This is a genomic window from Acetobacter senegalensis, assembly GCF_001580995.1.
GTDB lineage: Bacteria > Pseudomonadota > Alphaproteobacteria > Acetobacterales > Acetobacteraceae > Acetobacter > Acetobacter senegalensis.
Map to the genome: position 1 here is coordinate 1 of NZ_LHZU01000136.1, position 13,823 is coordinate 13,823.

The 13,823-nt window shown below is 49.5% G+C and carries 8 protein-coding genes; all 8 read left to right on the plus strand.

All coding sequences use genetic code 11. The features are described 5' to 3' along the window. Positions 1–1,588 (plus strand): 1,4-alpha-glucan branching protein GlgB (glgB, locus tag AD948_RS10825; RefSeq protein ID WP_061472001.1); only part of this gene is annotated, 1,588 nt, incomplete at its 5' end. Further along, entirely contained in the window at positions 1,585–3,714 is a 2,130-nt protein-coding gene (glgX, locus tag AD948_RS10830; protein ID WP_061472003.1) for a glycogen debranching protein GlgX, read from the plus strand. The genes glgB and glgX, both read left to right, overlap by 4 nt. Continuing rightward, positions 3,711–5,489: a malto-oligosyltrehalose trehalohydrolase gene (gene treZ / locus AD948_RS10835; RefSeq protein WP_061472004.1), complete on the plus strand. Its 1,779-nt coding sequence runs from the start codon at positions 3,711–3,713 to the stop codon at positions 5,487–5,489. The genes glgX and treZ overlap by 4 nt, the downstream gene beginning before the upstream one ends. After that, positions 5,486–7,516, plus strand: a complete 2,031-nt coding sequence (gene malQ / locus AD948_RS10840; protein ID WP_061472006.1) for a 4-alpha-glucanotransferase — start codon at positions 5,486–5,488, stop codon at positions 7,514–7,516. The genes treZ and malQ overlap by 4 nt, the downstream gene beginning before the upstream one ends. Next, a complete protein-coding gene (gene treY, locus AD948_RS10845) occupies positions 7,513–10,137 on the plus strand; it encodes a malto-oligosyltrehalose synthase (protein ID WP_061472008.1) in 2,625 nt (874 codons plus the stop codon). Before malQ ends, treY begins: the two co-directional genes overlap by 4 nt. A 288-nt stretch (positions 10,138–10,425) precedes the next feature. Then, the gene (locus AD948_RS18410; RefSeq protein WP_006558618.1) at positions 10,426–10,596 is read left to right on the plus strand and encodes a hypothetical protein; all 171 of its coding nucleotides are present in this window, start codon (positions 10,426–10,428) and stop codon (positions 10,594–10,596) included. Between the two features lie 386 nt (positions 10,597–10,982). Beyond that, positions 10,983–12,461, plus strand: a complete 1,479-nt coding sequence (gene guaB / locus AD948_RS10850) for an IMP dehydrogenase (protein WP_006558617.1) — start codon at positions 10,983–10,985, stop codon at positions 12,459–12,461. 9 nt (positions 12,462–12,470) lie between these two features. Then, positions 12,471–13,808: an RsmB/NOP family class I SAM-dependent RNA methyltransferase gene (locus tag AD948_RS10855; RefSeq protein ID WP_061472010.1), complete on the plus strand. Its 1,338-nt coding sequence runs from the start codon at positions 12,471–12,473 to the stop codon at positions 13,806–13,808. Positions 13,809–13,823: the final 15 nt, after the last annotated feature.

A 13,823-nucleotide genomic window follows, 5' to 3' on the forward strand; every position in this document is an offset into this window, starting at 1 on the left:
TTTTGCATTGGCATCCGAAATTCCACCAGCCACCGCATCTGTTGTTGCCTCTCCTTTAGATTTTGAATGGCATGATGAAGAATGGATGGCTCGCCGCTCCTCATTCCACGCAGAAAATGCTCCTCTCTCAATTTATGAATGCCATGTCGGCTCATGGCGACGCCCCGATAAAGATGGCACGCGTATTCTGACATGGGATGAACTTAAAGAAACTCTTATTCCCTACGTTGTTGACCTCGGTTTTACGCATATTGAGCTTATGCCCATCATGGCTCATCCTTTTGATGGCTCATGGGGTTATCAACCATTGGGACTGTTCGCTCCCATGCCGCGACAAGGTACCCCGCAGCAGTTGGCCTCTTTCATAGACGCATGTCACCAGGCCGGTTTGGGGGTCATTCTGGACTGGGTTCCGGCGCATTTTCCCAATGACCTTCATGGCATGGCGCGTTTTGATGGCACATGCCTGTTTGAACACCAGGACCCACGAGAGGGCCTGCATCCCGATTGGCATACCCTTATTTATAATGTGGGAAGAAATGAAGTCCGAGGTTTTCTTATTGCCAGTGCCTTGATGTGGCTTACTCAATATCATGTTGATGGGCTGCGTGTAGATGCCGTGGCATCCATGCTGTACCGGGACTACAGTCGCCCCCATAATGGCTGGCTGCCAAATTATTATGGCGGGCGGGAAAATCTTGAATCTGTGGAATTCCTGCGGGAACTGAACCACGCAGTCGCTGAATACGCGCCCACTGCGTTGATGATTGCGGAAGAATCAACCGCCTGGCCAGGTGTCACGCGCAGCGTAGACAGCGCTGGCCTTGGGTTTACTTACAAATGGAACATGGGGTGGATGCACGACACTTTATCCTACATCAGCCGTGATCCTCTCTGGCGCCGCTATCACCATGACAACATTCTTTTCGGTTTGCACTACGCTTTTTCCGAAAAATTTGTTCTTCCCCTTTCTCACGATGAAGTTGTGCATGGGAAAGGATCTCTTCTTTCTCGCATGCCAGGAGAAGGCGGCACGCGCTACGCAGGATTACGCGCTTATCTCGCTTTCATGTGGGGCCATCCTGGAAAAAAACTGCTGTTCATGGGGGCTGAGCTTGCCCAATGGGAAGAGTGGGATCCTCACGGGGAACTTGCCTGGAACATGCTTGATACCCCGTGGGGGCGGGGAATGCATGCGCTGGTCAGAGACCTGAACCGGCTGCACCGCACGGAGCCTGCTCTTCACCAACACGATACTCATTCTGATGGATTTGCGTGGATCATTGGCAATGACACAGAAAACAGCGTGTTTGCGTGGCTTCGATATGGAGATGACGGAAAACCGGTTCTGGTTGTGTGTAACATGACGCCCGTACCGCGCATCGATTATCGGATAGGTGTTCCTCTTCCCGGCTGGTGGGCAGAAAGACTGAACACAGACGCAGACGATTATGGGGGAGGGGGAACGGGCAACGCTGGCGGGCGCAGCACGGAGCAGATTGTGTCCCACGGTTATGAGCAATCGTGTGTTTTGTATCTCCCCCCTTTGAGTGTCTTGTATCTACAACATGAAGGAGGAGCCGGATGACATCATGGAGTGATGCCCTTCTGCCTGGACGACCTTATCCTCTGGGTGCCACGTGGGATGGAAACGGCGTTAATTTTGCTGTGTTTTCCGGCCACGCCCAACGTATTGAACTGTGCATATTTGATTCCTCGTCCCGCAAGGAATCTCACCGTTATAAATTACCGGAATACACAGATGAAATCTGGCATGGGTATCTTCCCGGTGCGCGTCCCGGCACCCTGTATGGTTTCCGCGCTTTTGGTAATTACGAGCCAATGCAAGGGCACCGCTTCAACCCTCACAAGCTTCTCCTTGATCCTTACGCACGAGGAATGGCAGGTCGCCTGACATGGACTGATGCCCTGTTCGGTTATCGCATTAACGCCGCACGAGCAGATTTAACTCAGGACAGAAGAGACAGTGCTCCTTATATGCCACGCAGCGTTGTCTGCCATCACGCTTTTGACTGGGGAGACGACAAACGCCCTCATGTGCCATGGGAAGACACCGTCATTATGGAAGCACATCCGCGCGGCCTTTCCATGCTACGTTCGGATATCCCATTCTCTAAACGGGGAACATTTGCAGCCCTATGTGAAAACTGGTTTGTGTCCTACCTTAAAAATCTGGGTATCACGACACTGGAACTGATGCCAGTTCAGGCTTTTCTGACGGATCGATATCTGCAAGACAAGGGCCTAGTAAACTACTGGGGCTACAACACTCTATCTTTTTTTGTGCCTCATACAGGCTACATTACCTCAGGCTCTCCCTCAGATCTCTGCACGTTGGTCCGAATTTTACATGCTGCGGGCATCGAAGTCATAATGGATGTGGTGTACAATCACACTGCGGAAGGGAACGAACTCGGCCCAACGCTCTGTTATCGCGGCCTGGACAACGCCAGTTATTATCGTCTGGCACCGGACAATCTGCGCTGCTGTATCAATGATACAGGATGTGGAAACACGCTTAATCTCTCTCATCCACGTGTTTTGCAAATGGTCATAGATTCACTGCGCTACTGGGCTGAGGCATTTCACATTGACGGTTTTCGCTTTGATTTATGCACCACATTAGGCCGTGAAGAGTATGGCTTTGATCCACGAAGTGGTTTTTTTGATATTTTAAGGCAAGACCCTCTTCTGTCTTCTCTTAAACTGATTGCAGAACCTTGGGATCCGGGACCGGGAGGGTACCAGATTGGCAACCATCCACCGGGTTTTGTGGAATGGAACGACAGTTATCGAGACACAAGCCGACGCTTCTGGAGAGGGGACGAAGGACAAAGAGGCCTACTGGCCGCCCGCCTGACCGGATCAGGCGACATTTTTGAACGCAAAGGCAGGCGCCCATGGAGTTCTGTGAATTTTTTGACAGCGCATGATGGTTTCACCCTCATGGATGTCGTCAGTTTCAATGAACGCCATAATGAGGCCAATGAAGAAAACAATCAGGACGGACATGGTGAGAACTATAGTACCAACTGGGGAGAGGAAGGGAAAAGCGAAGACCCGGGCATCCTTCATGTTCGCGATACAGTGCGCCGCGCCATGTTTGCAACTCTGCTTTTGTCACAAGGCACCCCCATGCTTCTGGCGGGCGACGAGTTTGGACAAACCCAGAATGGCAATAATAATGCCTATTGCCAGGACAGTATTTTAAGCTGGCTGAACTGGTCCCTTCTGGACATACCGTCAGAACTGGAAATGGCTAAATTTGTCAAACGCCTCCTGATGGCCAGACAAAATCATTTTTCCATAAAATACGGACGATATCTGCACGGTCATACCGAAATTAGCCCAGGAATTACTGACATCGGCTGGTTTTCCGCAGACGGAACGCCAATGAGCGTGGAAGAATGGGAACGGCCGGAAGGGCGGACCCTTGCCTTAAGGCGAGCGGCTTCCAGGCAGGGTAAGAAAGATATTACCCTTCTTCTATTAAACGCCAATGCTGATCCCCAACTTTTCACTCTTCCTCAACCGTTTGGTGAATGGCGCTTTATTCTGGAAAGTGCGCATCCTGAGAAGGAGGAAACTTTGGTTTTTTCCTCTCTCTCAGAGCTTCAAGTGAGTGGTCGGAGCTTGGCCATGCTGGCCTATCGGCCTTCATCCACCACGACAGAGGTGGGAGAGGTATCATGAGCCACCCCGTCAGTTTCTTGCCAAAATGGGGAGCCTGGTATCAGGCAGATGGAACAACACGTTTCCGCATATGGGCTCCTCACTACGAGGAGATTTCTGTGGTTTTGGAGGATGGTTCAGAAATGGCCATGTCCAAGGATGAGAAAGGCTGGCATGAAACCTGTTTTTCATGCCAGCCCGGCGTGCGCTATTCCTATAAACTGTCTCCCGAGACACTCATTCCAGACCCGGCCTCTCAGTTCCAGCCAGACGATGTGCACGGGAAGAGTGCAATTGTTGATCAGCACGCCTATCAATGGCGCACTCCTCAGTGGCTTGGACGCCCATGGGAAGAAACCGTTATCTATGAACTCCATGTGGGGACCTGTGGCGGGTATTCTGCTATCATCAAACAACTGGATGCGCTCTCTGATCTAGGGATAACCGCAATTGAACTGATGCCGCTCTCTGAGTTTCCAGGCAGCAGAAACTGGGGATATGACGGCGTTTTCCCGTATGCTCCGGAATCAAGTTACGGTTCACCAAATGATCTGAAAGCCCTGATTGATGCTGCGCATGAGCGGCATATCATGGTATTCTTGGATGTCGTGTATAATCATTTTGGACCTGAAGGGAATGTTCTTTCTCAATACATTCCCGAGTTTTTTTCTTCTGATCGACAAACGGCATGGGGGCAGGCCATAAATTTTACGCTTCCTGCCGTGCAGGATTTTTTCCTTGATAATGCACTATATTGGCTTAACGTCTATCATATTGATGGATTGAGGTTGGATGCCGTGCATGCCATTGCTCCTCAATCATGGCTTCAGGATCTTGTTCACCAGATACGTGCAAGATGTCATCCTGAAAGGCACATCCATTTTATTCTGGAAAATGAAAATAATGATGCCTCTCTTCTGCGAGCAGGGTACTCTGCCCAATGGAATGATGACGCGCATAACGCCTTGCATGTCCTGTTAACCGGAGAAACAGAGGGTTATTACGGAAACTTCGCCCAAAACCCAACTCAGGACCTTGTGCTCGCCCTACAGGAAGGTTTTGTTTATCAAGGACAGATCTCACCCGATACGCAAAAGCCCCGCGGACAGCCCTCGGCCGATTTATCACCAACCTCGTTCATTTTCTTTCTTCAAAATCATGATCAGATTGGCAACCGTGCGGTGGGTGATCGGTTATCGACACAGATAGACAGTGCAGTTTTGAGTGTTGCTCATGCCTTGCTGTTGTTATCTCCTCACATTCCTATGCTTTTCATGGGAGAAGAATGGGGGACGAAAACACCCTTTCTTTATTTTGTAAGTCATAGTGACGATTTGAACAGGCTTGTTCGCGAAGGGCGGCAAAAAGAAATGGCTGCGTTTTCTGCTTTTAATAGTCAGGAAAAAGCCCATCTTATTCCTGACCCTGCCTCTCCTGAGACATTCAGGCGTCCCTGTCTGGATTGGGCCGAGCGTAGCCAGCCCGAGCATGCACAAATCTATGAAACGGTAAAAAAGCTGATCGCTGTTCGGCAGGAACATATCGTCCCGCGCTTACGCAATGCACGTGCCGCTTCCAGCCATATATGGGCTCCTGGGGCCTTTGCCGTCAGTTGGCGCATGGGTGATGACAGACTTCTGGAGCTTTTTGTCAATTTTTCTGACACCGACATTACGATGCTTACAGGCTATGCGGGGGTTGTCCTCTACCGCTCGGACCATCAGGACCGTAAAATCAATCATACATTAAAATCTCATAGTTTTATAGCGACCTTGCGAGAAGGTTCTGAACGATGACCAAGCGCGATCTGCATCAAGCTGCCAAGCAGGCAGGGCTTGCCATCTCATGGCAGGATGCGTTCGGCAAAACACATCGCACGGACCCCGATGTGCTTCAGGCACTTCTCCATACCTTGCAGACACGCTCTTCTGGAGAAGAAAAAAATTACCCGTCCTTGCTGACTGTTAAAGTGGGCGAAACGACAAGTTTGCCCTTTCGGAAAGGAGGACCACAGTCCTTCTTATTAAAACACGAAGATGGTACGCAAACTGAAGGAAAGATTTCGCCAACTCAAAATGATATCTTTCAATTACCCCGTTGTTACAAACCCGGCTACCATACATTGGAACTTGGTGGGACAGAAATTACGCTCGCTGTTGCACCAGAAACCTGCGCTTCTCTAAAATTTCGTAATGAACAGTCACGCGGTTGGGGGCTAACTGTACAAATCCCCGCACTTCGGCAAAGCAATGATACCGGCATCGGGCATTTGGGCAGTGTGGCAAAGCTTGCCAAAATAGCAGGCCTCCAGGGAGCAGACGCTCTTATGATGAGTCCTTTGCACGCACTTTGCCCAATACATCCCGAACGATGCAGCCCGTATTCTCCCTCCAGCAGAAGATTTTTGAATCCGCTTCTTGCTGATTTACGGACGTGTTTTTCCAAGCAGCTTATCCATACAGTTTACCGGCAACATCCTGACTGGGCGGCCCAGATTACAGAAAGAACGGCAGAAAAGCTGATTAACTGGAAGGCTGCCGGTACATTGAGGCTTCAGGTTCTTCGTGTACTGTATGAAAAACATATTCGGCCGTGTCCTCCACAAGACATGCTGTCCTTCATTCAGGAGGGAGGAAGCGCGTTAAAAAACCATGCAGTTTTTGAAGCGCTACAGGCTTTTCTGAAAACGCGGGGGCCGCGGGGAGACAACTGGAGATTATGGGAAGCTCCCTTCAAAAAACCCGATACGCCAGAAGTTGCCCGCTTTGCCCATACTCACCAGGAAGAAGTCGGGTTTTGGCTTTTTTTGCAATGGCTTGCAGTAAAAAGCCTGAAATATGCCGCCAGGACAGCGCGAGAGGCGGGAATGCCCATCGGGTTGATTGCGGATATTGCTGTTGGGCTCGACCCATCCGGGGCGGAATGCTGGTCACAACAGGATAACTTTCTTATTGGAGCCTCGATTGGTGCCCCCCCGGATCAACTGGCACCGGCAGGGCAGAACTGGGGGTTAACCACCTTTTCTCCACAGGCATTACAGCAAAATGGATATGAAGCCTTTATTGCCATGCTCCGTGCGGGTTTTGCTGCAGGCGGCGGGATCAGATTTGATCACGTTATGGGCCTCGAACGGATATGGCTGATACCGGATGGAGGAAATTCCAATGAGGGAACATATCTCACCATGCCTCAGGCAGACCTGAAAAATCTTCTGGCGCTTGAATCTGTAAGAGCAGGAGGCATGGTCATAGGAGAAGACCTAGGAACTGTTCCCAAAGGCTTTCGAAGCCGTATGGCAGAAAAGAAAATATGGGGCATGAATGTGATGTGGTTTATGAAAACCCCGTCAAACCAGTTTATGGCACCTGCGGCGTGGCCTACAACGGGTGTTGCCATGACAACAACACATGATCTGCCTACGGTAGCCGGATGGTGGTTGGAAATGGATAACCCTGCCCAACATGCCAGAAATAAAGAACAAGCGCCAACAGCAGCACGGCAGAATGAGCGCAACACGTTATGGTCTATGTTGACCGCCGCCACGTCAAAGGAAGACCCTCTCCCTATGCCGCCCGTCAGTCCTGCGGGCGCTACAACAGTTGTTGACACATCAATTCAGGCCGTAGCCAGCACACCTTGCCCCCTTGTTCTTGTACCCATGGAAGATTTTCTGGGTATGACAGAACAACCAAATGTGCCCGGCGATCAGAAAGAACATCCAAACTGGCGCAACAGATATCCAATTATGGTAAAAGAAATTGTCCAAAATAAAGATATTGCGCGTCGTGTCGCCATTATAGAAAAAGCAAGAATCGTAAAATGAGGAATTTACGTGCGACATTAAGGCTACAAATCCACAACGAATTCACACTTTATGACGCATGTGAGCACATTGATTACTATCACTCTCTTGGAATCAGTCACCTTTACCTTTCTCCTCTTTTTGAATCTCGGCACGGCTCCACTCACGGTTATGACACCATTGACTACAATCGCATCAGTCAGGAAAGGGGAGGGGAGCCTGGGCTTCTAACGCTCAGTCACGCTGCCCATATACGCAATATGGGCCTGATACTGGACATTGTTCCAAATCATATGGCTGTTGGATCTGATAACAAATGGTGGGAAGACGTTCTGACGTGGGGACGATCTTCCGGTTACGCTTCTTTTTTCGATATCGACTGGGATTCAGCTCAACATCGGCCTAAAAATACTATCCTTCTTCCTTTTCTAGATCGTCCCTATGGGTTGGCATTAAAGGACGGGTTTCTCACGTTATTTTATAATGAAGAGAAAGAATATTTTTATATTCAGCACTATGAACATTGCTTCCCGATCTGCCCGGATCATCTTCCATTACCCAGTAAAAATGACGTGGGAACAGAAAAATGGTATAACTCTATTCAATACATTCTTGATTTTTATAACGACAATGCGACAGATCTCCATAATCTTCTCGAAAAACAGAATTATAGACTGGCATGGTGGCGTGTTGCTGACGAAACCATAAACTGGCGACGTTTTTTTAACATTACTGAGTTAGTTGCCCTGAATATTCAGAATGATTTCGTGTTTGATGCCGTTCATTCCTATGCTCTTACCCTCTATGAGCAAGGCGTTGTTGATGGTTTTCGTGTTGATCATATCGATGGCTTGGCGCAACCCGGCTATTACTGTCAGCGCCTCAGAGAAGAAATGGCCAAACGGAAAGCAGTTCGTCTGTCCTCGTCTCCTGAAGCCCCCATGCTTTACGTAGAAAAAATTCTGGCGCCAGAAGAAAAACTACCGCCCACTTGGCAGGTAACCGGCACGACAGGATATGATTTTCTGGAGGAAGTGAGCCTTTTACTGCATGACAATTCGGGAGAAAATGCGCTCGAGATTTTGTGGAAAGAGGTCGCGCCAAGCTGGTCTGATTATGCAACAGAAAGCCAGAATGCCCGCATTGAAGTCGCAGAGAGCTTGCTTTCGGGCGCAACCGATAACCTCATTGATCATCTTTATCGTCTTACGCGGCAGGATATTACTCTTCGCGATTTTACCAAGCGGGAAGTCCGCCTTATTGTCATCAAGCTTCTCTCGCTTATACGCATATATCGAACATATAATGCTGATGAAATTGGCAAAAACAGGTCTTTATCGGCACATTCTGGCAATCAGAACATATTTCTTGAGCAGGCGCATGAAGAACTCAAAACAAAAATTCCTTCCCGCCTTTCTCCCTTGTTGAATTGGTTAAATGAAAAACTGGCAGGAAAGGATGATGACTGGAAGAGAGTGCAAGCTTTCGAACATCTAAGTGCGCCACTTGCAGCCAAAGCCATTGAAGACACTGTGTTCTATCGTTACGGACGCTTGCTTTCACGCAACGATGTGGGAACGGACCCGGCCCAATTTTCCATATCCAGCACCCAATTCCATCAGGCAATGCAGTCTCGGAAAACGAATAGTCCTCAGAGCATGCTCACCACGGCCACTCATGACCATAAGCGGGGAGAGGACGCCAGGGCCCGACTGGCTGTGTTATCGTCTCTTTCCTCTGAATGGAGAGAAGCCGTATCCAGATGGTCAACACTGAATAAAGTCCACAGAGGGAAAAATGGGCCAGACAGCAGAGACGAACTGATTCTATATCAAACGCTTTTAGGGGCTTGGCCCTTGGAGCAGATTATTCCAGACACATCTTTTAAGAAGCGCATTATCGGATGGCAGATAAAAGCGATACGTGAAGCCAAACGGCATGGAAGCTGGGCAGATCCAGATAAAGATTACGAAACAGATTGTACGGCATTTATAGAAAAAATTCTTACGCACGAGCCTTTTCTTGCTGAGTTTACCCTCTTTTTTCAGAAAATAGCACCTGCGGGTGCCTTGAATAGTCTAGCCCAGACTGTGCTACGTTTTACTGTGCCCGGGGTGCCAGATACATACCAAGGCACAGAATGGTGGGACTTTAGCTTGGTAGATCCAGACAACCGTCAGGCGGTTGACTATAAATCCCGAAAAAAAGCTCTCCTTCGTCATGAAAGCTTCTCTCAGACTGCACAGCATTGGAAAGATGGAATTATCAAACAAATATTAATACAAAAAATACTTAAATTTCGTCAGAATTTTCCAGAACTTTTTTCAGAAGGAGATTATATTCCCATCACTTTAAAACCCATTTTTAACAATTCTCTTTTTTGCTTTTCTCGTCAGGAAGGGAACAATAAAACTCTCATTCTGGTTCCAAAGCATGGTTTTTTATTGGAACCAGACTCTATAGATCTGAGCGCCTCAGATTATGTGAAAACGAATGATGAAATTATTGAAAATACAGAGAATGAATGGGAATCTATATTATGGAACAATGTGAAAATAACCAAAAAGGGTACACTTAGCATTCCTGACTCATGCCGTTATTTCCCTATCGACATTCTAATACCAAGCACTCAAATATCTTGATTATCACATCATCAAAGGAAAGACATTCATATCTATGTTGACCCTACCAGAATATGATAAAGTGGCTATTTCTACATTTTTCTCATCGTCCGTTGTCTTTGTTTTTTATTTTCTGAATTGGATGTTTCTCAATAATTAAGAATAAGCAATCTATCTAAATAAGGGAAAATCAGTCCATCTGGCACGTTGGAGTGAAGAAGCTTCGCTACTCTTGGAAAGAGCGGATTAAACATCCTACTTTTATTAGTGCGGGCTCTCTCACTTTTATCAACAACATGAGGTTCTGCTATGACCGATAAAAAGAACAAAAACGGCAAAAAACAAGCTCAGGATGAGAAGCTGGACGAAACTTTGGATGACAGTTTCCCAGCCAGTGATCCACCATCTCACAGTGGTGTAACAGGCGATAGGGGCCCACCGGAGAAATCTCCCAAACCTGCCAAATCCACAAAAAAATGAGACCCTGTAAAGTCATTCTCTTCCAGAATAACGCTTTCCTGAAGGTTTACTTCTGAGAGCGTTATTTTTTACGGTAACAGCGGCAAGCTCAAGGCTCGAAGTCTGCTTCTCTTCTGGCTGTGTGCAGTATCCACTAACAGCCCGTCTCAAAAGGAGGCTTGACCATGGCCCAAATTCTCGCAGCGCTTACGAAGAACTCTTGTCTGACGAGAAACACCATTTTGGGCGAAAGGAAACATATTCCATAAAATCATGATTACAGAGTTTTTTCTCCTCTTGCGTTTATATCCGCAACGGCATATGAGGAAGCGCCAATGGTCAGGTGACCTGAGGCAATAGTTTGCTATCGGGTGACCCAGTCGCACTCTACTGAAGGGCCCCGTTGTATGACTTCCTCCCCTTACAGCCGTGTTAGCGAAGCCTTGGCGTTTGACGACGTTCTGGTTGTTCCCGCTGCATCTGAAGTCGTTCCGAGTCAAACCTCTGTTCGTACCCGTCTGACACGTTCCATTGAACTCAATATTCCGCTTGTTTCTGCCGCTATGGACACCGTAACGGAAGATCAAATGGCTATTGCCATGGCGCAGCAAGGTGGTTTGGGGGTCATTCATAAAAATCTGTCCCCCGAGGAACAGGCTGAACACGTGCGCCGCGTGAAGCGCTTTGAGTCTGGCATGGTTGTAAATCCCGTTACGGTGGGACCAGACCAGACGTTAGCTGAGGTGCGTGAAATCATGCACCGGAATGGCATCAGCGGCCTTCCTGTTGTAGAGCCCGATACGCAAAAACTGGTCGGAATCCTCACCAATCGCGATGTGCGCTTTGCCATAGATCCCACTCAACGCGTCTCTGAACTTATGACCCATGAGGGCCTGGTCACTGTTCGCGATGGGGCTGATGCCGACACGGCACGACAGCTTTTACACAAGCACCGGATTGAAAAACTGCTTGTTGTAGATGATGCGGATCGCTGCGTTGGCATTATTACCGTCAAGGACATGGACAAAGCCGTTGCCTACCCCCTCGCAATCAAGGACAGCATGGGACGGTTGCGCTGTGCCGCAGCAACCGGTGTGGGGGAAGACGGATTCAGCCGTGCTAAGCTCCTTGTTGAAGCTGGTGTTGACGTTCTAGTGGTCGATACTGCGCACGGCCATTCCTCTGGCGTGCTGCGCGCAGTAGAGCGTCTTAAAGCGCTTGATAACCAGATTCAGATTGTTGCTGGCAACGTAGCGACCCCGGAAGCAGCCGAAGCTCTGATCGAATCTGGAGCTGATTGTGTGAAAATCGGGATCGGGCCAGGCTCAATTTGTACGACGCGCATTGTTGCCGGTGTTGGTGTGCCTCAGTTTTCAGCAGTACTGGAAACGGCACAGGCATGCCACGCCAAGAATACGCCAGCGATTGCTGATGGCGGTATTCGCACTTCAGGAGATATCGTCAAAGCCGTGGGCGCCGGGGCTGACGTGGTTATGGTCGGTTCTCTGCTTGCTGGGACAGAGGAAGCTCCGGGAGAGGTCTTTTTATATCAAGGCCGTTCCTACAAATCTTATCGGGGCATGGGCAGCCTTGGCGCTATGGCCCGAGGATCTGCAGACCGCTACTTCCAGCAGGAAGTGAAAGATTCCTTGAAATTGGTTCCAGAAGGAATTGAAGGGCGTGTTCCATACAAGGGCACCATGTCTGCCGTTATTCATCAGCTTGTCGGTGGCCTCAAGGCCGGTATGGGCTACACAGGCTCCCGTGAAATCAAGGAACTTCAGGAGCGTGCCCGTTTCCGTCGCATTACAGGCGCGGGTCTCCGCGAAAGCCACGTTCATGATGTTTCCATCACACGTGAAGCGCCGAATTATCGCCGGGATTAAGACACGATCATGACGCCCTCCGCCCGACTTGCTGCCTCCATTGACCTTCTTACTGCTATGGAGGCAGCCCCCCGTAAGCCAGCCGATGCCGTTGCCAACAGCTTCTTCAGGGAGCGGCGTTACATTGGCGGCGGAGATCGTCGGGCTGTTTCCGGACTAGTTTGGGATGTCATGCGCGAGTGGCGCAGGCTAAGCTGGCATCTGGAGCAAAGTGGTGCAGAAACACCAACTCCCAGAACTTTGGCGGCGGCATGCCTTGCGTTCAAAGGGACGCCCATTAGGGACGTCGCCTCCCTTTTTTCTGATGGACGCTTTGCCGCTGGAGCGCTGACTTTCAAAGAGAAAAATGTTCTCTCAGCGCTGGCGGAAAAGTCTTTGGACGACCCGCGCATGCCGCGCGCCGTTAAGCTGGAACTGCCCGACTGGCTGCTCCCTAAATTAGAAGAGACATTCGGAGACACGCTGGAAGAAGAACTTGCAGCTCTTTCTGAGCCTGCCACCCTTGATCTACGGGTGAATATTCTTCGTAACTCACGACAGGAAGCTCAGAAGGCTCTGGCCCGCGAAGGCCTGCATGCGACTTTAACCCCACTTTCACCATGGGGTTTACGTCTGAATGGAAGGCAGCCTGTCACCTCCACCACGCCTTTTAAGGATGGTCGAGTAGAAATCCAGGATGAGGGCAGTCAGCTGGTCGCTGCCATTCTGGGCGCAGCACCTCAGATGCGCATTCTGGATTATTGTGCCGGAGCAGGGGGCAAGACCCTCGCATTAGCCATGATGATGGAAAACAAGGGGCATATTGCTGCATGTGACGTTGCCGAAAAACGCCTTGATGGTGCTGTCCGGCGTTTGCGGCGTGCGGGTGTACACAATGTAGAACAGCATCTTCTTCAAGCTGGCGATAAATGGGCCAAACGCCGTTCAGCTTCCTTTGACAGAGTGTTGGTCGATGCACCATGCAGTGGGACGGGCACGTGGCGCCGCAATCCTGATGCCCGTCTGCGTATGACTGAACAGGATTTGGAAGAGCTACTGACCAAGCAGGCAGAAATTCTGGACAAAGCCTCAACTCTTGTAAAACCCGGCGGCAGGTTGGTGTACGCGACATGTTCTGTTCTACGCGCAGAGAATGCAGATCAAGTGGAGGCGTTTCTTCGTCGCAAACCGGATTTCAAACTTGTTGCCTCAGATAGCTCGGCCCTGCCAGAAAAGCTGAAAGAAACGAGCATGTTTTCGCTTTCGCCCCGGCAAAATGGGACGGATGGTTTTTTTGCTGCGGTTCTGACGCGCGCAGAAGAAAAAACTGCTTCTGATGAGATAGACTTGCCTTTGTCAGCGGAATAAGGCTTCAAGGTTCTT

What these genes read in the sequence shown, in the direction of transcription:
- treZ (WP_061472004.1), top strand. Translation starts at nt 3,711, where the DNA reads ATGAGCCACCCCGTCAGTTTCTTGCCAAAATGGGGAGCCTGGTATCAG.
- glgX (WP_061472003.1), top strand. Translation starts at nt 1,585, where the DNA reads ATGACATCATGGAGTGATGCCCTTCTGCCTGGACGACCTTATCCTCTG.
- malQ (WP_061472006.1), top strand. Translation starts at nt 5,486, where the DNA reads ATGACCAAGCGCGATCTGCATCAAGCTGCCAAGCAGGCAGGGCTTGCC.
- treY (WP_061472008.1), top strand. Translation starts at nt 7,513, where the DNA reads ATGAGGAATTTACGTGCGACATTAAGGCTACAAATCCACAACGAATTC.
- guaB (WP_006558617.1), top strand. Translation starts at nt 10,983, where the DNA reads ATGACTTCCTCCCCTTACAGCCGTGTTAGCGAAGCCTTGGCGTTTGAC.
- AD948_RS18410 (WP_006558618.1), top strand. Translation starts at nt 10,426, where the DNA reads ATGACCGATAAAAAGAACAAAAACGGCAAAAAACAAGCTCAGGATGAG.
- AD948_RS10855 (WP_061472010.1), top strand. Translation starts at nt 12,471, where the DNA reads ATGACGCCCTCCGCCCGACTTGCTGCCTCCATTGACCTTCTTACTGCT.